Origin of the sequence: Streptomyces durmitorensis (genome assembly GCF_023498005.1) — a bacterium.
GTDB lineage: Bacteria > Actinomycetota > Actinomycetes > Streptomycetales > Streptomycetaceae > Streptomyces > Streptomyces durmitorensis.
Map to the genome: position 1 here is coordinate 8,972,574 of NZ_CP097289.1, position 20,326 is coordinate 8,992,899.

The 20,326-nt window shown below is 70.0% G+C and carries 15 protein-coding genes and 1 pseudogene; 11 read left to right on the plus strand and 5 right to left on the minus strand.

What is annotated here, in order from left to right:
* Positions 1–274: 274 nt before the first annotated feature.
* The 3 genes from M4V62_RS39655 to M4V62_RS39665 all read left to right on the plus strand — a co-directional run bounded on the left by M4V62_RS39655 (position 275) and on the right by M4V62_RS39665 (position 6,318).
* Positions 275–2,659 carry a phosphoketolase family protein gene (locus tag M4V62_RS39655; protein WP_249592038.1) on the plus strand — a complete coding sequence of 795 codons (2,385 nt, stop codon included), beginning with the start codon at positions 275–277 and terminating at the stop codon, positions 2,657–2,659.
* A gap of 82 nt (positions 2,660–2,741) precedes the next feature.
* Entirely contained in the window at positions 2,742–5,339 is a 2,598-nt protein-coding gene (locus M4V62_RS39660) for a cation-translocating P-type ATPase (RefSeq protein WP_249592039.1), read from the plus strand.
* Positions 5,340–5,406: 67 nt separating this feature from the next.
* Positions 5,407–6,318 carry a universal stress protein gene (locus M4V62_RS39665; RefSeq protein ID WP_249592040.1) on the plus strand — a complete coding sequence of 304 codons (912 nt, stop codon included), beginning with the start codon at positions 5,407–5,409 and terminating at the stop codon, positions 6,316–6,318.
* 210 nt (positions 6,319–6,528) lie between these two features.
* On the opposite strand, the gene M4V62_RS39670 is transcribed toward M4V62_RS39665, so the two are convergent.
* Positions 6,529–7,014: a DUF5994 family protein gene (locus tag M4V62_RS39670; protein ID WP_249592041.1), complete on the minus strand. Its 486-nt coding sequence runs from the start codon at positions 7,012–7,014 to the stop codon at positions 6,529–6,531.
* A 292-nt stretch (positions 7,015–7,306) separates the two neighbouring features.
* Between M4V62_RS39670 and M4V62_RS39675 the strand changes: the two genes are divergently transcribed.
* The 7 genes and pseudogenes from M4V62_RS39675 to M4V62_RS39710 all read left to right on the plus strand — a co-directional run bounded on the left by M4V62_RS39675 (position 7,307) and on the right by M4V62_RS39710 (position 15,148).
* Positions 7,307–7,882, plus strand: a complete 576-nt coding sequence (locus M4V62_RS39675; RefSeq protein WP_249592042.1) for a DUF5994 family protein — start codon at positions 7,307–7,309, stop codon at positions 7,880–7,882.
* A 5-nt stretch (positions 7,883–7,887) separates the two neighbouring features.
* Positions 7,888–8,076 carry a hypothetical protein gene (locus M4V62_RS39680; protein WP_249592043.1) on the plus strand — a complete coding sequence of 63 codons (189 nt, stop codon included), beginning with the start codon at positions 7,888–7,890 and terminating at the stop codon, positions 8,074–8,076.
* 121 nt (positions 8,077–8,197) lie between these two features.
* A pseudogene (locus tag M4V62_RS39685) lies at positions 8,198–8,822 on the plus strand (universal stress protein).
* Between the two features lie 552 nt (positions 8,823–9,374).
* Positions 9,375–12,068: a bifunctional acetate--CoA ligase family protein/GNAT family N-acetyltransferase gene (locus M4V62_RS39695; protein ID WP_249592044.1), complete on the plus strand. Its 2,694-nt coding sequence runs from the start codon at positions 9,375–9,377 to the stop codon at positions 12,066–12,068.
* Positions 12,069–12,080: 12 nt separating this feature from the next.
* A complete protein-coding gene (locus M4V62_RS39700) occupies positions 12,081–12,626 on the plus strand; it encodes a CBS domain-containing protein (RefSeq protein ID WP_249592045.1) in 546 nt (181 codons plus the stop codon).
* A 42-nt stretch (positions 12,627–12,668) separates the two neighbouring features.
* Positions 12,669–13,178 carry a flavodoxin domain-containing protein gene (locus M4V62_RS39705; protein ID WP_249592046.1) on the plus strand — a complete coding sequence of 170 codons (510 nt, stop codon included), beginning with the start codon at positions 12,669–12,671 and terminating at the stop codon, positions 13,176–13,178.
* A gap of 224 nt (positions 13,179–13,402) precedes the next feature.
* On the plus strand, positions 13,403–15,148 hold the full coding sequence (locus M4V62_RS39710) for a sensor histidine kinase (RefSeq protein WP_249592047.1): 1,746 nt from the start codon (positions 13,403–13,405) through the stop codon (positions 15,146–15,148).
* Between the two features lie 75 nt (positions 15,149–15,223).
* Here the strand turns inward: M4V62_RS39710 and M4V62_RS39715 are convergent, their stop codons facing one another.
* The 4 genes from M4V62_RS39715 to M4V62_RS39730 form a co-directional block, all read right to left on the minus strand.
* Positions 15,224–15,925 carry a response regulator gene (locus M4V62_RS39715; protein WP_249592048.1) on the minus strand — a complete coding sequence of 234 codons (702 nt, stop codon included), beginning with the start codon at positions 15,923–15,925 and terminating at the stop codon, positions 15,224–15,226.
* Positions 15,926–16,054: 129 nt separating this feature from the next.
* Complete coding sequence (locus tag M4V62_RS39720; RefSeq protein ID WP_249592049.1) at positions 16,055–16,717, minus strand: CBS domain-containing protein; 663 nt, start codon at positions 16,715–16,717, stop codon at positions 16,055–16,057.
* A gap of 42 nt (positions 16,718–16,759) precedes the next feature.
* Complete coding sequence (locus tag M4V62_RS39725; RefSeq protein WP_249592050.1) at positions 16,760–17,224, minus strand: Crp/Fnr family transcriptional regulator; 465 nt, start codon at positions 17,222–17,224, stop codon at positions 16,760–16,762.
* 796 nt (positions 17,225–18,020) lie between these two features.
* Positions 18,021–18,710 (minus strand): GntR family transcriptional regulator, encoded by a 690-nt coding sequence (locus M4V62_RS39730; protein ID WP_249592051.1) that lies wholly within the window; start codon positions 18,708–18,710, stop codon positions 18,021–18,023.
* A gap of 156 nt (positions 18,711–18,866) precedes the next feature.
* Between M4V62_RS39730 and M4V62_RS39735 the strand changes: the two genes are divergently transcribed.
* The gene (locus tag M4V62_RS39735) at positions 18,867–20,234 is read left to right on the plus strand and encodes an MFS transporter (protein ID WP_249593198.1); all 1,368 of its coding nucleotides are present in this window, start codon (positions 18,867–18,869) and stop codon (positions 20,232–20,234) included.
* Positions 20,235–20,326: the final 92 nt, after the last annotated feature.

Genomic DNA, 20,326 nt, shown 5'->3' on the forward strand with positions numbered 1-20,326 from the left:
GACGCGTTCGGTTCGCACAGGCTCGTTCGGTTCGACCCTCGCACCGGCGGCCGTGCGACAAGAGAGGCCACCCGGCGTCGGCACGGGGCCGAACGGCCCCTCTCCCGCCGCCCGTCGGGGCGACCACGATGGGCGGCAGCGCGAGACCGTCCGTGGTCGTCTGCGCGGTCGGGGACCGGTCCTGGCCGAGCGGCGACCGTCGGCGGCCAAAGGCCCCTGCCACCGGCGGGGCGGACGGCCCGGACCGGCTCGCCATCAGCCAAGGGAGCGAGACATGGACAGCCCTGCCCGGGGAGACGCCCGCTACCTCGACGACACCGCACTCGCGTCGCTGGACGCACACTGGAGGGCCGCGAACTATCTGGCCGTCGGCCAGATCTACCTGATGTCCAACCCGCTCCTCAAGGAGCCGCTGCGGCCCGAACACGTCAAGCCCAGGCTCCTTGGGCACTGGGGGACCTCGCCCGGCCTCAACCTCGTGCACACCCACCTCAACCGCGTGGCACGAGAGCGTGGACAGGACATCGTCTGCGTCTGGGGGCCCGGCCACGGCGGTCCTGCCGTCCTGGCGAACTCCTGGCTGGAGGGCACGTACTGCGAGACCTATCCGGACGTCAGCCGGGACGAGGTCGGCATGGGCCGGCTCTTCCGGCAGTTCTCGTTCCCCGGCGGCGTGCCCAGCCACGTGGCTCCTGAGACTCCCGGCTCGATCCACGAGGGCGGCGAGCTGGGGTACGCCCTGTCCCACGCCTACGGTGCGGCCCTGGACAATCCGGATCTTCTCGTCGGATGCGTGATCGGCGACGGTGAGGCAGAGACCGGGCCGCTGGCGGCCTCGTGGCACTCCAACAAGTTCCTCGACCCCGTTCACGACGGGGCCGTCCTGCCGATCCTGCATCTCAACGGCTACAAGATCGCCAACCCGACCGTGCTCGCACGCCTGCCCAGGGAAGAACTCGACGACTTCCTGCGGGGCGTGGGGCACGAGCCTTTGCACGTCGAGGGCGACGAACCGCTGCGGGTACACAGCGCCATGGCGCAAGCGATGGACACCGCGCTAGACCGGATCAGGGCCGCGCAGCGGCGAGCCCGCGAAGAAGGTGTGAGCGAACGCGTCCGCTGGCCGATGATCGTCCTGCGCACACCCAAGGGGTGGACCGGACCGGCCGAGGTCGACGGGCTGCCGGTCGAGGGGACGTGGCGTGCCCATCAGGTCCCTCTGAGCGGAGTGCGCGAAAACCCCGACCACCTACGCCAGTTGGAGCAGTGGATGCGCTCCTATCGGCCCGAGGAGCTCTTCGACGAGGCCGGGCGGCCGCGTGAGGCCGTACTGGACTGCGTACCGGCCGGAACGCGGCGGCTGGGCGCGAGCCCGCACTCCAACGGAGGGCTGCTCGTCCACGACCTGCCGATCCCGCCGCTGGGCCGGCACGCCGTACCCGTCGACAAACCCGGCACCACCCTGCACGAGCCCACCCGGGTCCTGGGCGGCCTCCTGGAAGCGGTGATGGAGAACACCGCGCAGCGGCGTGACTTCCGCCTCGTGGGTCCGGACGAGACCGCTTCCAACCGTCTCCAGGACGTGTACGGGGCGAGCGGCAAGGCCTGGCAGGCACAGACACTGGACACCGACGAGCACCTTGACCCGCACGGCCGGGTGATGGAGATCCTCTCGGAGCACACCTGCCAGGGCTGGCTGGAGGGCTACCTCCTCACCGGCAGGCACGGCCTCTTCTCCTGCTACGAAGCGTTCGTCCACATCGTCGACTCCATGGTCAACCAGCACATCAAGTGGCTGCGCACCTCACGCCGCCTGCCCTGGCGGCGTCCCATCGCTTCGCTCAACTACCTGCTCACCTCGCACGTGTGGCGGCAGGACAGCAACGGCTTCTCGCACCAGGACCCCGGTTTCATCGACCACGTCCTCAACAAGTCACCCGAGGTCGTACGGGTGTACCTGCCGCCGGACGCCAACACGCTGCTGTCCGTGGCGGACCACGTCCTGCGCTCCCGCGACTACGTCAACGTCGTCGTGGCGGGCAAGCAACCCTGCTTCGACTGGCTGACGCTCGAAGAGGCCCGGGGACACTGTGCCCGCGGCGCGGGGATCTGGGACTGGGCCGGCAGCGAGAACCACGACGGAGAGCCCGATGTCGTCCTCGGGTGCGCGGGGGACGTCCCCACCCTGGAAGTCATGGCCGCCGCCCAGCTCCTGCGGCGCCACCTGCCCGACCTCGCCTTCCGGGTCGTCAACGTGGTCGACCTGGCCCGTCTGCTCCCGCAGGAGGAGCATCCGCACGGAATGTCGGGCGCGGACTTCGACGCCCTGTTCACCCCCGACAAGCCCGTCGTCTTCGCCTACCACGGCTACCCGTGGCTCATCCATCGCCTCACCTACCGGCGCACCGGGCACGCGAACCTGCACGTGCGCGGATACAAGGAGGAGGGCACGACGACCACGCCCTTCGACATGGTGGTGCGCAACGACCTCGACCGCTACCGGCTCGTCATGGACGTCATCGACCGTGTCCCCGGTCTCGCCGTCCGCGCCGCCGCGGTCCGCCAGGAGATGGTGGACGTACGACTGCGCCACCACACCTGGATCCGCGAACACGGCACCGATCTCCCCGAGGTCAGCGAGTGGACCTGGACCAACTGACCTCCAGGGACGGGTATCGCGTCACCGTCACCGCACCCCGTCACAGAACTTGTGAGCCGGAACCAGAGCAGTCGGAGCCGTCGTGTCCGTATCGTCCGATGTCCACCCCGACCCGACCCACGAAGCGGGCCTGAGCCGGGAACAGGCTGCCCGGCTGCTGGCCGAGTGCGGCCCCAACACGCTTGCCCCGCCCGCCGTGATCTCCCTGTGGTCCCGCGTCTCCGCGCAACTCCGCGACCCGCTGATCATCGTGCTGTTGGCCGCGGTGGCACTGACCGTCGCCACCGCGGACTACGCCGACGCGATCATCATCAGTGTGGTCGTCCTGTTCAACACCACTGTCGGGGTGGTGCAGGAGGTCCGGGCGGACAACGCGGTCGCGGCCCTCTCCGCCATGACCGCCCCCACCGCGCGCGTCCGGCGTGATGGCACCGAGCAGGAAGTCGCCTCCGCCGACGTCGTTCCGGGCGATGTCCTGATGCTCGGCGAGGGCGACATCGTCCCGGCCGATGCCACTCTCCGCCAGGCCGCCGCACTCCTGGTCGACGAATCGACCCTGACCGGAGAATCCGTCCCGGCCGACAAGGACGTCCATGGAACGGACCCGGATACGGCACGGCTGCGGGCCGGGACGGTGGTGGTGCGGGGCCGAGCCGTGGCCACGGTCACCGCGACCGGAGCGCACAGCGCCCTGGGCGTGATCGCCGCCTCGCTGCATCCCAGGCAGCAGCTGACTCCCCTTCAGAAACGCCTGGCCGGGCTCGGGAAGGTGCTGGCCCTCGTCACTGTCGGGCTGTGTCTCCTGGTCCTGGGTCTCGGACTGCTGCGCGGTCAGTCGCTGGAGCTCATGGCCGTCACCGCGATCAGTCTTGTCGTGGCCGCCGTCCCGGAGTCGCTGCCGGCTGTGGTCACGCTCGGGCTGGCCCTGGGCGCGCGGCGGATGGCTGCCCGCAACGCGGTGGTGCGCCGTCTCTCCGCCGTCGAGACCTTGGGGTCGGTCACCGTCCTGGCGACCGACAAGACCGGCACTCTCACCGAGGGCAGGATGCTCCTCGAACGCGTCTGGACCCCCCTCGGTACTGTCACCGTCTCCGGGACCGGGTACGAACCCGTGGGCGAGTTCCTGCACGCCGGTCTGCCTCCAACTCCCGCCCTGGCTGACGCCGTACGCGAAGTCCTCGTGACGGGGGCGCTGTGCAACGACGCCTCGCTGGTCCCGCCCGCCGAGGCGGCCACACCGTGGGCAGCCCTCGGCGATCCGACGGAAGCCGCCCTGCTGACCGGCGCCGCGAAGGCCGGTTGCGCCCGGGAGGGCCTCCTCCGTGACCGGCCCCGGGTCGGGGAAGTCCCCTTCGACAGTCTCCGCAAACGCATGACCACCCTCCACAGCACAGCCGGGGGAGCGATCGACATCTGCCTCAAAGGCGCCCCGGAAGCGGTGCTGGAGCCATCGCTGCTCGACGAGGAGCCCGAGGTGCTGAAGCGGGCGCGCGAGGAGGCGGCTGCCCTGTCCGCCGAGGGCTACCGCGTCCTGGCGGTGGCAGCGGGCTCCCACACCGCTCTGCCCGACCCCGCGGAGAAGAGCGAGAGCGGCCTGAGACTGCTGGGCCTTGCGGCCATCAGTGACCCGCCCAAGGCGGCGGCCGAGGCGACCGTGCTCGCCTGCAGGAGCGCGGGCATCACGTCCGTCCTCATCACCGGAGACCATCCGGCGACAGCCCGCGCGATCGCGGTGCGCGTCGGCATCCTGCGGCGCGACGAAGCCGAGCAGCCGGGACTGGTGGTGACCGGCCAGGAACTGGCGGCAGGTCAGATCCCCGACCTCACCGCAGTCCGGGTCTTCGCCCGGACATCGCCCCAGCAGAAGCTGGACATCGTCGGGGCGTGGCAGGCACGCGGCGAGGTCACCGCCATGACCGGCGACGGCGTCAACGACGGCCCCGCACTGCGCCAGGCCGACATCGGCGTCGCCATGGGCCGCCGGGGCACCGAAGTCGCCCGTCAGGCCGCCGACCTGGTCCTCGCCGACGACGAACTCACCTCGGTCGTCGCTGCCGTCGAGGAAGGACGCCGGGTCTACGCCAACATCCGCCGCTTCCTCCTCTACGCCCTGGCAGGCGGTGCGGCAGAGATCCTGATCATGCTCCTGGGGCCCCTGTTCGGCCTCGTACTACCTCTGCGCGCCGGACAGATCCTGTGGATCAACCTCCTCACCCACGGCCTGACCGGGGTGGCCATGGGAGCCGAACCCTCCTCACCCGACGCGATGCACCGTCCGCCCCGCCGCCCGCGGCAGCACGTTCTCGGCGGCGGTCTGTGGCAGCGTGTGCTGCGGCTGTCGATCCTTGTCACGGCTGTCTGTCTCGGCGCAAGTCTCTGGGTCCGGCACACCGGCGGCCCCTGGCAGACCGTGCTGTTCCTGTCCCTGCTGGCCGCCCAGCTCGGAGTCGCACTGGGTTTGCGCGAGCGGGTTCTGACGCGCCGAAACCTCAGCCTTCCGGTCGCCGTGCTGACCGCGGCGGCTCTGGGCGTCGCTGCCGTGTACGTACCCTTCCTCGCTCATCTCCTGGGCACCTCGGCCCTGTCCTGGCCGGACATCGGCATCGCTGCTGCGGCCGGCCTCATCGCCTTCATCGCTGCTCGCACGGAGTGTTCCCGCTCGCCCGAAGGCCGCGGCTGAGGCTCGTGCCCGTACACAGCACGCCATTTCGCAGCTGTCACGGGCAGCGCCACGAGAAGGAGGGGAAATGAGCCGACGAAGCGAAAGCCCGCACGGCCACGTCGTGGTCGGCACGGACGGATCTCGAGCGGCGACGCACGCACTAGAACAGGCGGCTGGGGAGGCGCACCGCCGCCGGGTGCCCCTTGAGATAGTCCATGCCTGGCCCTGGGGCGGCGCGTACGAGCCCCTGGACGATGATGCGCCGGACATCCTGGCGAAGGCCGCCCGGCACATCGCGGCGCTGGCCCCGGAGGTACCGGTCACCACCGTCGCCGTGGCCGACGACGCCGCGCAAGTGCTGGTGAGGAGGGGTCGGGCAGCGGCCCTCACTGTGGTCGGCACCCGCGGCAACGGGGGATTCGCGGGCTTGCTGCTGGGTTCCGTGAGCCTACGCGTTGCCGCGCACTGCCGAAGCCCGCTTCTCGTCGTCCGGTACGAACCTCCGCTGCGGACGACGGCCCGTGTGCGCACCGTCGTCGTGGGCGTGCGGGGCGAGGAGGACGCTCCGGCAGTGTCCTTCGCCTTCGCGGAGGCCCTCCGACGAGATGCCGGGGTGTCGGTCGTGCACGCATGGGCCTACGGACGGAACGACCGTACGCACAGCGACCGCAAGTCCTGCGCACGGCGAGAGGAGGCGTCGACCGAGCTGGTCGTGGCTCCACTCCACAAGGAGCACCCCTTCGTGCATCTGGACAACCGCTCGGTACGCGTCGCACCCGCTCGGGCACTGATCGACGCCGGCGCGACGGGTGAGGTCGTCGTCATCGCCGCGCACCGCCGGAAGTTCACGCTGGGACTGCAACTCGGCCCGGTGACCCATGCGCTCCTGCACCATGCGCGCTGCCACGTGGTCCTCGTCCCCGTCACGCACGGACCCTCAAGGGGATCATGTGTCTCTTCCCGTCCCTTGAGCGGACAGTGGAAGCGCGGGCGGTAGATCACCCGCGAGGGTTCGCCGGATTGGCAGCGGCACATCGCCGCGAACGAGCTCCGTGGCCGAGACCGGCCACGGCCCCGACCAGGCGCGCCAGTTGGCCCCGGCCCCAAGTGCGGGTGTCTGGCGCCGTCGGACGGAATGAGGCCGGGTAGCCGAGTAAGTCCCTTTGGCGTAGGGGAATTGGGCTGTGAGGGCCGGTTCTGGGCTCGGTCAAGACGACGTCTCGGGTTCGGGCGTGGTGGCGATGAGGATCTGAGCGGCCTGGGTGATGTTGTCGGCGCGGACGGCACGGGCCATCGCTTCACGGGCGGCATCGGCTGTGGTGTCCGGGGGAACCACCAGCAGGGCGAAGTGGTCGTTGTCGCCGCGGGTGATGAGGACGGTGTCGTCGCCGACCGGGTCGGAGTCGAGGTGCACGACCTGGTCGTCGATGACCAGGCGGGTCGGGAGGCTGTTCCAGGCGGACGCGTCCACGCCCACCCGTGTGATCGGTCCGAGGTGCCCGGTCAACACGCTGATCAGTGCGGGCAGCTCGGTCTCGATGTCGCGCGTGCGCGGCCACCACGCGCCGTCGAGGAGTCCCTCACGGGATCGCGTGGTCTCCAGCCGCAGCAGGGCCGTACCGGGTTTGACCGCCTGGTGGATCGCATCCGGCAGGAGTAGCGGGGGCGTGTGGGGGATGTCGGAGTCAGCCATGTCGGTCCGCCCGTCTACGGGGTGCGGCCGTGCGTTGTCGCAAATCGGCGCCCATGCCCACGCCGGTGCCCGGTCGGCGGCGTGCACGAGCCCGCCGTCACTTCACGATACTCCCGCCGCCCGCTCCACTGCCCGCCGGAAAATACCTGGTCAAACCGACCAGAGCCCACCGAACGGGCGTACAGTGGCAGCACCGGGAGTACTTCGCACACCGGCTCTCACGCGGGTGTCACTTCCGGCGATCGCCTATGAACCGGGCTGCCGACGGGCAGTCCGGGGGCAGGTCCGCATCATGACCACGACCCTCGACCGGACCGCGCCCCGCGACCTCGCCGCAGAGTTCCCGGCCCGCTTGTCCCTCACCCCGAAGACCACCCTCGGCGGTCAGCTGGACGGGGCCTGGTGGCCCTGCTCCCGAGACCTCGAAGCCCAGCTCCCACCGCTCGCCGCCGCCTTGGAGGAATCCTGGGGGCGCATCACCCGCGTCACCGTGAACCCCACGCGCTGGCCCGTCGTACCGCACACGGTGTCCGTGGACGGGCGCAGGCTGCACGTGGGCTGGTTCACCGAGCAGGACCCTGACAAGGTCATCCTGCTTTCCTACACGGTGGGGCGCTGGGACCTCCTCGTCATCCCACCCGAGACCCCACCCGCAGCTGCGGCCCGCCTGATGGCCGCCGCCGCGATTCCGGGCAGCGTCCTCACCGCGGGCATCCTGATGGCCAACGAAGCCGTCATCGGGCGTGGCATCCGCGACGCGCAGCGCCGGGAAGCCACCTGGGAGGGCGAAGGCGGGGCCTGCATGTCGCCCTTCGGGGACTCCATGGGCCGAAGCGCCCTCCCGCTGTCCGGAAACGGCTGGAGGTGAGCCTCGTGGAGACCCTCGTCGTCATCGCGGTGATCGTCCTCGCGATCGGCATCGGAATGCGCCTGATCCACCTGCTCAACGCCCAGCACGACGCACGGATCGCTGCACACCACTTCAGCGACCCCCTGCCGAGGCCTCCCGGCCTGCCGGACGACACCGGTCGTCGTGCCCATCGCACGGATGCCGACTGGTGAGGAACGGAACTATCTCTGACCGGGGGCAGCGCTTGCACGGTCAGCCTGTGGTCGCCGTCCAAGGCGGACTGAACGGTCAAGCCGCGTAAGGCGATCGTGGCCAACTCCGGCTCACCTCGACCTGACGTGCTGCCCCGCTCCTACACGGCTCGCCCGAGAGTGGGGGAGGGCGGCCAGGGAGGCCAAGCTGCGCGGCCTGCCGCTGAAACTCGTCAACGTCTGGGAGCCGGTTCCCGCGCCGATGGCGCAGGCCCCGCGAGTCCGCAGAGGGACTGAGCCTGCGGCACCCCGGAGCAGGTCTACGGCCGGCCCGGCGAGGTCTTGGCGCACCTTGCCGATGACGCCGCGCTGCTCGTCCTGGGCTCGCGCGGCCTGAGCAGGGGAGCAGGCCGCCGACGAACACCTGATGGACCCGGCGGGCATCCCGTCCGCCGCGACCCCCTACCGGCCTGTGGTGCTGGGCCTGGCCATCGACGACCCGGAGCCCTCGCTCATCGAGTTCGCCTTCGACGCGGCCGACCGCCGTGCCACCACCCTGCGGATCGTCCATGGCTGGAACCCTCGAGGTCGTTGAGGAGCCCCGGTACGGGACGGCCGCCAATCACCTGGTGGACGCCTCCCGCGAGGCCTCCCTGGTCGTCATGGGCCACCGAATCCGCCGCAGCCCGCTCGGCGCGCGCGTCGGTTCCGTCACGTACGCCGTACTGCACCACGCCACCGCCCCCGTCGTCGTTCCGCACAGCTGACCTGAGCCAAGAGGTACTGCCCGAAGAGCCCGTGCCCGCTCTGCTGCGCGAAGGCCGTACCGCTTCGGCACTGATCCTGGGCTCGCGCGGCCGCAGCGGCCTCGCCGAGCTACTGCTCGGCGCGGTCCTGTGCCACGGTCCCCGCGACGCGCGGGTCGAGGTGCTCGGAGATCTGTCGGCTCCCGCTTCGACCGGACCTGGATGGCCTGAACGCCACTACCCCGCAAGGGAGTTCAACGTCATGACCGTACGCGTCGGCATCAACGGCGTCGGTCGTATCGCCCGCACCTACCTCCGCGCGGCGTTCGACCGGGCGAAGGCGGGCCCCAGGGACCCGGCGGCCCTCCAGTGGGCCGACTACGGCGTCACCGTCACCCCGCCCGGGCCCACGCTTGCACCCTCGATGCTCGCCGGGTGCCGAGCTGGGCCCGTTGCTCGTGCGGGACCAGACTCCAGGGCCGACCGGCCCCCAAAGCACCCCGGGCAGCCCATGGGATCACTGGCCGATCCGCTGGATGCTCGAAGTGGCAAAAGGCCTGGAGGAGAGCCACGATGACCCATGACACGCGCAGCCGACCCACGGTCCATGCCCTGCTCTCGGACGGCACCACCGTGCGCATACGTCCCGTGCGGCCGGGCGATCACGAGCAACTGCACGGGTTCTACGAGGAGATGTCCGCGGAGAATCTGAGGCTGCGGTTCTTCGCGGCGAGCCGGTATTCCGCCGGGATGGCCGCCGACCGGGCCTGTACGCCGCCGCGCCCCGGCTACCGGGCGCTGATGGCCGAGTCGAAGGACCAGGTGATCGGTCTGGCCGAGTACGAGGTCGGCGACGAAGCGGCCACGGCCGAGATCTCCATCGCGGTGGCCGACGGACTGCACCATCGGGGCGTCGGCACGCTCCTGGTCGAGCACCTGGTCTCCGACGCCCGTGCGGACGGCATCACCACGTTCACGGCCGACGCCCTTTCCGAGAACCATGAAGTGCTTCGGCTCTTCGCCGACCTGGGCCTGCGCACCGCACGCCGTTTCGAGGGTCCGGAGGTGCGTTGCGCCATCGAACTGGACGAGGACGACGCCTATCTCTCGGCCGTCGAGGCGCGCGGCCGGGCCGCCGACGTGGCCAGCCTGGAGCCGCTGCTGCGACCGGACGCGATCGCGGTGGTCGGCGCCGGACGCAGGCCGGGGTCGGTGGGGCGGGCTCTCCTGCACCATCTGCACGCGGGCGGTTTCACCCGGCGGCTCTTCGCGGTGAACCCCTGCGCCACGTCGATCCTCGGCGTTCCGTCCTATCCGTCGGTCAGCGCGCTGCCCAAGGTCCCGGACCTCGCTGTCCTCGCGGTGCCCGCGGCAGCTCTCCCTGGCATCGCTGAGGAGTGCGGCAAGGCTGGGGTCCGGGCACTGCTCGTCGTCTCGGCCGGCCTCGACAGCCAGCAGGCACAAGCCCTCATGGCCGCCTGCCGCACGTACGGCATGCGGCTCGTCGGACCCAACTGCCTCGGCATCACCAACACCGACCCGGCACTCTCCCTCGACGCCACCTTCGCAGCGGATCATCCTCGCCCCGGCACGGCGGGCGTCGCCGTGCAGTCCGGCGGCGTCGGCATCGCCCTGCTCGACGGGTTGTCCCGGCTTGGCATCGGTGTCTCGTCCTTCGCCTCGCTTGGCGACAAGTACGACGTCAGCGGCAACGACATGCTCCAGTGGTGGGAGAGCGACAACCGCACCGAACTCGCCCTGCTGCACCTGGAGTCCTTCGGCAATCCGCGGGCGTTCTCCCGTACCGCCCGGCGCGTGAGTCGCCGCATGCCCGTACTCACGGTCGACGCGGGCCGCACTGACGCCGGCCGTCGAGCCGCCGCCTCGCACACCGCGGCCGCCGCGACCCCGACCATGACCCGGCAGGCGCTGTTCACCCAGGCCGGCATCACCGCCACCCGCTCGGTGGGTGAACTACTCGAAACCGCAGCCCTGTTGTACTCCCAGCCGCTGCCGGCCGGGACCCGCGTAGTCATCGTCACCAATCCGCGAGGCGGGGGTGTCCTGGCCGCGGACGCCTGCGAGGAAGCGGGACTTTCGCTTCCGCCGCTCACGCCCTCGGTGATCGAAAGCCTGTCTGCCGTACTGCCCGACGGTGCCACCGCAGGCAACCCCGTCCACGTCACCGCCGCCGTCACGGAGGAGCAGCTCGGAAACTGCGTGGACCGGATCATGCGGCACCCGGGTATCGACACCGTCCTGCTGGCCCTCGTCCCCACGGCCGTCGCGGCCGCGACCGGCGACGACCTCGTGCGGGCCCTCACCAGCGGCCCCGCACGCCGCGCCCTTCCGGTCGCCGTCGTACGCCTGGAGCAGAACCTGCCCGTCAGGCTGCTGCCGGCCACCGAGGGCGGTTCGATCCCCTCGTACGCCGAACCCGGCGCGGCAGCACGCGCGCTGGCCCACGCAGCTCACCGCGCGGCGTGGCTGAGCAGGGCGGCGGGCACGATCCCAGAGCTCGCGGAGGTCGACACGGCCCGGGCCCGCGCGGTCGCCGAAACGTACCTCGCCGCCCACCCGGACGGCGGCTGGCTCGACCCGCGCACCTGCGGCGAACTCCTCACCTGCTACGGCATTCCCCAGCTTCCGTGGTCCTGGGTGCAGACGGAGGACGACGCCGTCATCGCGGCCGAACGGCTGCGCGGCCCCGACGGCCGGGTGGTCCTGAAGGCTCACTGGCAAGGCCTGCTCCACAAGAGCGAACAGCACGCCGTGCACCTCGATCTCGAAGGTGAATCCCAAGTCCGCGCCGCCTTCCGGGACTTCGAGACACGGTTCGTGGGCTTGATGACCGGGGTGGTCGTCCAGCCGCTGGCCGCGCGCGGCACCGAACTGTTCGCGGGAGTCGTGCAGGACGAGGTCTTCGGCCCGCTCGTACTGTTCGGGCTCGGCGGCACCGTGGCCGAGGTCCTGGCCGACCAGGCCGCCCGCCTCGCCCCGCTGACCGACCTCGACGTACACGACTTGATCACCGCCCCGCGCTGCGCACCGCTCCTGTTCGGGGCACGGGGCAGCGGACCCGTCGACCTCGCAGGCCTCGAACAGCTACTCCTGCGTCTGTCTCGCATGGCGGTCGACCTGCCGCAGCTCGCCGAAGCCGACTTCGACCCCGTCCTCGCGATGCCTGATGCCGTCAGCGTGCTCGACGCACGCGTCCGCCTGCTGCCGCGCAGGGCTCAGCACCCTTACCTGCGCCGACTGCGCTGAGGAGGAACAGACATGAAGCACAACAAGGCCGGATCCGTGATGGCGATGGAGGTCGTCCGTGCTCTGCACAGCACCCCGTTCCAGGAGGTGGCAGGACTCCTCGTCGAGCACCACATCAGCGGACTGCCGGTGGTCGACGAGGACGAGAAGGTCATCGGGGTGATCTCCGAGACCGACCTCATGGTCCGGCGGGAGCACACACCCGACCCGGCCAGATCGAAGCGCCGCTTCCGGCTCACCGGGCTGACCCGCGGCACTCGCAGGCAGGCTCCGAAGACGCATGCCCGTACCGCCGGACAGTTGATGTCCGTGCCGCCGGTCACCGTGCGCGCCGACAACACCATTGCCGAGGTCGCCCGGACCATGACGCAGAGCGGTGCGGAGCGGCTGCCGGTGGTGGACGTGGGGAACCGGCTGGTCGGCATCGTCACCCGCCGCGACCTCATCCGGGTCTTCCTCCAACCCGACGACGAGATCCGCCGCCGCGAGGTGATCGAGAAGCTCACCTACCGGCTCGACGACTCGCACCTGAGGCCGGACGAGCCTCGCAGGGTGTGACCGGGCAAGGGCTTCGAAAGCTGTGAGAGGAGACGCACCGTCATGCTGAGTAAAGTGCTGGTCGCCTACGGAACGACGAACGGTTCGACCGCGCGGATCGCCGAGACCATCACCGAAGTCCTGCGCAAGGAGGGAATGTCGGCCGAGGCGATACCTGCCCGGTCCGTGACGAACGTGGAGCCGTACGACGCCGTGGTGGTGGGTGGCGGGCTGTACGCGGGGCACTGGCACAGGGATGCCCGCCGCTTCGTCCGCCGTCACGGCCGCGCGCTGGCCGGGCATCCGCTGTGGTTCTTCAGCAGCGGTCCGCTCGACGCCACGGCTCCGGAACGGGACATCCCGCCCGTGCCCGGTGTGCAGCGGGCCATGGCCCGGCTCGGCGCCAGGGAACACATCACGTTCGGTGGCTGCCTCGTAGAGGGAGCGACAGGATTCATGGCCCGGAAGATCGTCTCTTCCGGAAGGGGCGGGGACTTCCGCGACTTCGGGCAGATCGAGGCGTGGGCCACGCGGATCGGCACGGAACTCGCGGCCGAGCCCCGAGGAAGCTGATCCACGTGGGCATCGCATCGCCCCCCATGTCCTTCGCCGCCATGAGTGGGCAGCGACAGTCCCGTGCGGGAGCGGGCGTGGTGATCTAGGGGCGGTCCGCGCCGCCGTTATGCCAGCCGGTCTTCGGCCCGCTTGATGTCGATGTCGAGGCCCCCGGGACAGTACGGTGAACAGCGAGGAACCGGTTCGAACTGCCTTGTCTGCTGTGTCGGTCGGAGGAAGTCATGAGCGGGGATGGACGCGGCGGTTCCGAGGAGCACGTGCCCAAACTGCGGCTCGACGAACTGTTGGGCGAGCTGCAGGTGCGCATCGACGCGGTCCGCGGCACGCGGGACCGCCTGCACAGCCTGCTGGAGGCCGTCCTCTCGGTCGGACGGGAACTCGACCTGCCGCAGGTGCTGCGCAGCATCGTCGAGGCCGCGGTGGTGCTGGTGGACGCCGAGTACGGAGCGCTGGGCGTGATCGCCGGCGACCAGAGTCTGTCCGAGTTCCTGACCGTCGGCATTGGTGAGGACGGGCGGTCGGAGATCGGGGCGCTGCCCAGCGGGCACGGTCTCCTCGGAGAGCTGATCCGCCACCCTGTGCCCCTGCGGCTGGCGGAGCTGTCGGAGCATCCGGCGTCGTACGGCTTTCCGGCGAACCACCCGCCGATGCACTCCTTCCTCGGCGTACCGATCCGGGTGCGCCACGAGGTGTTCGGAAACCTCTACCTCACCGAGAAGCGCAGCGCCGGGGAATTCGACGCGGAGGACGAGTCCGTCCTGTCGACGCTGGCGGTGGCCGCCGGAGTGGCCATCGAGAACGCACGGTTGTACGAGGAGACCAGACTGCGCGAGCGCTGGCAGCGGGCCAGCGGCAAGGTCACCAGCATGCTCCTGACCGGTGCGCCGAGCGCGGACGTGATGGAACTGATCGTCGACGAGGCCCGGAAAATCGTATCCGCCGACATGGGGCTGATCGCGGAGCGCGTGCCGGGCGAGGAGACATTGCGACCGGCCCTGGCGGTCGGCCTGGGCAGAGAGGAACGCAGCGGTCTGGTGCTGTCCGCGCGGGGTGGTTTCGTCGGAGCGGCACTCGGCGCGATGGAACCGGTGGTCAGCGCCGACATCGAGCACGACTCCCGCACGGGCGAAGGTGAAGCCCAGTGGGCCGGGCTCGGACCCGTGGTCGCGGTGCCGCTCGGCGCCGGCGGGAGAGCGCGGGGCGTGTTGCTGCTGGGGCGTGTGCCGGGCGGTACGCCGTTCGGCGACGTGGACTCCGGGCCGCTGCTCGGGTTCGCCGACCAGGCGGCGCTGGCGCTGGAGCTGGCAGAGCGGCGCCGCGACGCGGAACAGATCACCCTGCTGCAGGACCGGGACCGCATCGCCCGCGACCTCCATGACATCGCCATCCAGCGGCTCTTCGCGGCCGGCATGACCCTGCAGAGCACCCAGCGTTTCATGGAGCACCCCGAGGGCATGGAGCGGTTGACACGGACCGTCGACGACCTCGACGACACCATCAAGATCATTCGGTCCACGATCTTCGGACTGCGCACCCACGGCGGGGGCGGGCGGGAGAGCGACGGCTTGCGCGGCCGGGTCTCCGAGGCGGTGGGGGACTCGGCCACGTCACTCGGATTCCAGCCCGCGCTGCGCATCGAGGGGCTCGTCGAGACCGATGTCCCCGGCGACGTCGCCGACCATGCGGTCGCTGTCCTCGGCGAGGCGCTCAGTAACGCGGCCCGGCACGCCGGAGCACAGGCGGTGGACGTCCGACTTCAGTGCTCCAGGGGCGAGTTGACGCTCACGGTGATGGACGACGGCTGCGGGGTGCCGGGTGGCGCCCAGCGCAGCGGGCTGAAGAACATCGAGGAGCGGGCCGTCACCCTCGGCGGAACGCTGGCACTCGACGCACGGCCGGAGGGCGGTGGCACGCGGCTGGTGTGGCGGGTTCCCGTGAGTGCGGACGGATCCGCGGCCGGAGGCTGACCGCAGAAGGGCGCGGCCCGGCGGCAGGCCCGGACGGTGAGGCGGGGCAGGACGGTGAGGCGGGGCAGGACGGGTTCATCGTGTCGGATGGTCGGTGGAGTCGGGCCGTTCGAGATGGCTGGCCAGGACCGCCGCCTGCACGCGGCGTTGGACGCCGAGCTTGGCCAGCAGCCGGGAGATGTGGTTCTTCACCGTCTTTTCGGACAGGTAGAGCTTCTTGCCGATCTCGCGGTTGGTCAGCCCGTCTCCGATGAGCGTGAGGATGTCCCGCTCGCGGGGTGACAGGCTGGCGAGCTCAGGTGCGAGTGCCGGTCCTTCGGCGGGGCCCGCGCGCAGGGAGCGCATCAGGCGGGCAGTCGTCGTGGGGTCCAGCATCGACTGCCCTGAGGCGACCGTGCGGACCGCCGAAACCAGGTCGGAGCCCTTGATCTGCTTGAGCACATAGCCCGCCGCCCCGGCCATGATCGCGTCGAGCAGGGCCTCTTCGTCGTCGAACGAGGTCAGCATCAGACAGGCCAGCTCCGGCATCAGGCTGCGCAGCTCGCGGCAGACACTGATCCCGTCACCGTCCGGCAGGCGTACGTCGAGGACGGCGACGTCCGGGCGCAGGGCCGGTGCGCGCACCAGCGCGTGCTCGGCGCTGTCCGCGTCGCCGACCACTGAGATGTCGGGCTCGGAGTCCAGCAGGTCGGTGAGACCGCGTCGTACGACCTCGTGGTCATCGAGCAGGAAGACCCGGATCGGGTTCTCTTCCGTGAAGGTACGAGCCCCGGCCATGACGTCCCCTCGTTCGATGGTGGACCACGGATCACATGCCGACTGTGATGACCATCGTCACCCTTGTGGAGCGGACGCACCAGGGCCGAGCGGCCCAGTCCGACGATGGTCGTCGGATTCGGCTGCCGGTCATTGCTCCGGGCGGCGAGCCGGTCCTGCGAGCTCGCACTGCACATCCACCACACCCTCGACGGCCCGCACCAAGCGTGCGGCCACGGGCACCAGAGAGGTGTCCCTGACGCGCCCGACGAGTGTGACGACCCCGTCCTTCACCCGCACACGGACAGGCGGGAACGACGCAGGGAACAGATATGACACCACTTCCCTGCGGACCTCCTCGGCGACCTCCTCGTCGTCCCGCAGGAACACCTTCAGGAGATCGCCGCGGCTGACAACCCCTTCCAGCCTTCCGGTGTCGTCGACGACGGGGAGCCGCTTGACCTTTGCGCGCGCCATGATGCGGGCGGCCTGCGCGAGGGTCGCGTTTACGTGCACGGTCAGCGCCGGCGATGTCATCAGCTCCTCGGCGGTCACGGCACCGGCCTTGGCGAGATCGGAGAATCGCCGCAGCTGTGTGGAGCCATCGGGGTCGGCGTCGCGGAACTCCTCCTTGTACAGCAGGTCGGCCTCGGAGACGACGCCGACCACCCGGCCCTCGCCCTCCAGAACGGGAAGGGCACTGACATTCCACTCTTCCATCAGCTGCACGATCTCCTTGAAGTCGGCCCTGCGACCGATGGAGGCGACGGTGCGGGTCATCACGTCGCTCACGATGTGCGGGCTGCCGTGCACGGTGACTCCTTGGTCGGTTCCGACGATTCCATCGTGGTCGGGTCAGCGAGAGTTGCCGCTGCCGTAGGGCGCGTACACATCCAGCAAGCGGGTCCTCGCTGACCGCAGCCGGCGGGCGACGATGTCTCCCACCCACTGGGTCACGGCCATTCCCAGCACGGGGTCGGCCCGGCACATGACCCGTACCGCCTCGGCGTCGAACTCGTACGCGCGCACCGGACTCGTCGTCTCGGCGCCCAGACACCAGGCGTGCGGCCCGAACAGCCAGGACCAGCCCACGAGTTCGTTGTGCCCGAGTGCCTCGATGACGGCTGCTCGGCGACCGGGCACGTGCATGCCGAGGGCGATGGTGCCGGTACGGATGATCCAGAACCGGTCGGCGCGCCCACCCTCCTTGAAGAGGCGGGTTCCCTGCGGGAACGACACCTCGCGGGCGAGGCCCATCAGCCGCTCTCGGTGCTCGACCGGCAACGCCCGCAGCATGGTGGAAATGGGAAAAGCGTTCATGGCCCTGCCTCTTCCTGGAGCGCGACCCTGCCGACTCCAATCTCTTCCCGTCCCCCCTCTTCCGCCATGGGCCATCCGGCCCCCAGGCCGGGCCGCATGGCATGGCTCGGTCGGTGAGGCTCTTGGCGTGGGCTCCGTCGCCGCGGTGCTCGACTTATAGCGGTGGTCGCAACACCCCAGTTCATAGGGGTGTGGATCCATTTCTCCAGGCCGCACAACATCACGTCGTGCAGGCTCATCACGCCGTCGCGGATGCGCTGTGGCGCTACGCCACCACCCCGGTTGCCAAGCGGTGTGCCCCTCGAAGCGACGCACGTCACCATGGGGCTGCTGCGGCTGGGTCGGGGAACCCATCTGTTCGGCTTCGCCGGCCACCGGTTCGACGGCAAGTGTGTCCTTGACGGCAGCGCGCTGGTCAAGGGTGTTGCGGCGACTCCACCACCCGGGGAGAGCGGCGCACGGCAGGGGCCCAGGGGCTTCTACTTCGAGCGGCCCGGACGGCTGAAGCCAGAGCCGGGAGTGTCAGTGGTTGAGCGGACTGAAGGCGACAAAGGCACTCCGATCGTGCCGACGGGTTACCCCGAAGATCCGATCGGCACCGTAGTCATGATCACAGCCAACTGCGGGGTGATGGTCAAGTTTCCGATGGCCGCCGCCTGTTCCAACAGGGACCAGCCGTACCGTCTTCGCACTGACCAGCGGCGCACGGCTGCCAGGTGCGCCCCTCGGCCAGGTCCTGGGCGATGAAGTATCTGAAGCGTCGCCGGTACGGAAGGCGAGCATGCCAGGGCCACGATCAAGGGCGGGCGCCTGCTGAAGAAGCGCGGATCAAGTTGTTGCTGGAGTGGGCGAGGTAGCGTTCCAGTAGCTGTTCGGCCTGGGCCGTGTCGCCTTTCTCCAGCGTCTCCAGCAGGGCGCGGTTGCGTTCCAGGTACGGGGAGTGCAGGGCCTCGGGGTCTGTCAACGCATGGAAGGCCAGGCGGAGTTCGGCCAGGACCGTGCGCATGCATTCGTCAATGCGGGGGCTGCCGGCCAGGGCGACGAGCTCGCGGTGGAAGTGGAAGTTCGCCGTGCCGAGCGCGTCCCAGTCTTGCGCCGCGGTGGCCCGTTCGCCGTCGGTGACGGCCTCCGCCAGGCCGTCGAGGCCGTAGGGCGGCTGCCCGAGGGAGCGGACGACGGCGCACTCCACCAGGAGTCGCACGCGGTAGATGTCGGTGACGTCCGCGGCGCTGGGTCTGCGTACGAAGACGCCCCGGTTGAGTTCGTGGACCAGCAGTCGTTCATGGGTCAGCAGGCGGAAGGCTTCCCGCAGGGTGTTGCGGGAGACATCGAGGGCCGTGCAGATCTCGTCCTCGGACAGTTTCGCGCCAGGCTTGAACTGGCCCTCGCCGATGCGTATCCGCAGCAGATCCGCCACCCGTTCGGAGATGCTCGACCGTCCCAACAGGTATTTGTCGTCTGCCAGTTGATCCGCTTGGCGGCTCATGGATGCTCCTTCCTCAGACCTCAGGATGACTGTATGACACCCCTCGGAGAGGAACAATGACGCATCCTCTTGTCGGATTGTTCACCAATCCTCTACGGTGACGATGCATCAACTCGCGGCCCCATCAAGCCCCTTGAGAGGTGCAAGGCCATGAGCATGAGTTCTCCCTCGCCGGACAAGGCCACCTCCACGGGCAGGTCCCCCTCCCCGGACGAGACCGCCGCCCCGGACCAGGCCGTCACAGCGGATCAGCGGAGTCCATTGCCGCGGGAAGCGGGGCCGACGCCGGACGGCGGCCGCCGGTTCGCCTGGTTCCACGAGCTCGGCCCTGACGGGCGGCGTGCGTTCTTCGGCGCGTACGGCGGCTACGGCCTGGACTCGTACGACTTCTACGTGCTGCCACTGAGCCTGGCCGCCATCGGCGTCTACTTCGGGCTCGACAACGGCCAGACCGGCCTGTTGGCCACGGTGACTCTGCTGATGTCCGCCGTGGGCGGTGCGCTGGCCGGAGTGCTCGCCGACCGGGTCGGCCGGGTACGCGCGCTGATGTGGACGGTGAGTGTGTACGCCGTGTTCACGGTCGCCTGTGGTTTCGCGCCCAACTTCGGCACCCTGCTGGTCTTCCGGGCCTTGCAGGGGGTCGGGTTCGGCGGGGAGTGGGCGGTCGGCGCGGTCCTGGTGGCCGAGTACGCCGCGAGCCGTCACCGCGGACGCACGCTCGGCTGGATCCAGTCGGCCTGGGCCGTCGGCTGGGGCCTGGCGGTCGTCACCTACACGGTGGTGTACAACCTGGTCGACGATGACATCGCATGGCGGGTGCTGTTCTTCACCGGCGCACTGCCCGCACTGCTCGTGTTCTACGTCCGGCGCAACGTGAAGGACGCGCCTGCCGCGACCGAACGGTTGAAGGCGGCAGGACGCTCGCACTCGTTCCTGGACATCTTCCGGGGCCAGTTGCTGCGTACGACCCTGCTGGCCGGCCTGCTGTCCACCGGCGTACAGGGCGGCTACTACACCCTGGCGACCTGGATTCCCAAGTACCTCAGCGACGAGCGGGGCCTGTCGGTCACCGGTGTCGGGGGATTCCTCGTCGTGCAGATCATCGGTGCGTTTTGTGGCTACGTGACAGGCGCCCACCTGGCCGACCGGCTTGGACGCCGACTCACCATCCAGACCTTCGCCGTTCTGTCGGCCCTGTGCGTCCTGAGCTACTCCCAGGTCCCCGCCGACTGGGACGAGATATCCCTGCTGCTCGGCTTCCCGCTCGGGTTCTGCATGTCGGCGATCTTCTCCAGCTTCGGCTCCTTCCTCGCCGAGCTCTACCCCACCGAAGTGCGCGGCACCGGACAGGGGTTCACGTACAACACCGGCAGGGCCGTCGGAGCCGTCTTCCCCACCCTCGTCGGATTCCTCTCCGACAGCTGGGGCGTGGGCGGCGCGCTCGGCTTCGCCGCCGCAGGCTACGCGCTGGCCTATGTCTCACTGCTGGGGCTTCCCGAAACCCGCGGCATCGAGCTGCGCTGAGCCAGGCCACCCAACCGCTCCGGGGCGCGCTCGGCCGGACCGAGCCGTACCGCGACCGGCATCGCATCACTCATGGAGGAGAGCTGGAGGCT

Bases quoted from the DNA above. Each gene is read 5' to 3' on its own strand.
- M4V62_RS39665 (WP_249592040.1), top strand. From the start codon at position 5,407: ATGAGCCGACGAAGCGAAAGCCCGCACGGCCACGTCGTGGTCGGCACG.
- M4V62_RS39730 (WP_249592051.1), bottom strand. From the start codon at position 18,710: ATGAGCCGCCAAGCGGATCAACTGGCAGACGACAAATACCTGTTGGGA.
- M4V62_RS39705 (WP_249592046.1), top strand. From the start codon at position 12,669: ATGCTGAGTAAAGTGCTGGTCGCCTACGGAACGACGAACGGTTCGACC.
- M4V62_RS39715 (WP_249592048.1), bottom strand. From the start codon at position 15,925: ATGGCCGGGGCTCGTACCTTCACGGAAGAGAACCCGATCCGGGTCTTC.
- M4V62_RS39675 (WP_249592042.1), top strand. From the start codon at position 7,307: ATGACCACGACCCTCGACCGGACCGCGCCCCGCGACCTCGCCGCAGAG.
- M4V62_RS39695 (WP_249592044.1), top strand. From the start codon at position 9,375: ATGACCCATGACACGCGCAGCCGACCCACGGTCCATGCCCTGCTCTCG.
- M4V62_RS39655 (WP_249592038.1), top strand. From the start codon at position 275: ATGGACAGCCCTGCCCGGGGAGACGCCCGCTACCTCGACGACACCGCA.
- M4V62_RS39670 (WP_249592041.1), bottom strand. From the start codon at position 7,014: ATGGCTGACTCCGACATCCCCCACACGCCCCCGCTACTCCTGCCGGAT.
- M4V62_RS39735 (WP_249593198.1), top strand. From the start codon at position 18,867: ATGAGTTCTCCCTCGCCGGACAAGGCCACCTCCACGGGCAGGTCCCCC.
- M4V62_RS39725 (WP_249592050.1), bottom strand. From the start codon at position 17,224: ATGAACGCTTTTCCCATTTCCACCATGCTGCGGGCGTTGCCGGTCGAG.
- M4V62_RS39710 (WP_249592047.1), top strand. From the start codon at position 13,403: ATGAGCGGGGATGGACGCGGCGGTTCCGAGGAGCACGTGCCCAAACTG.
- M4V62_RS39700 (WP_249592045.1), top strand. From the start codon at position 12,081: ATGAAGCACAACAAGGCCGGATCCGTGATGGCGATGGAGGTCGTCCGT.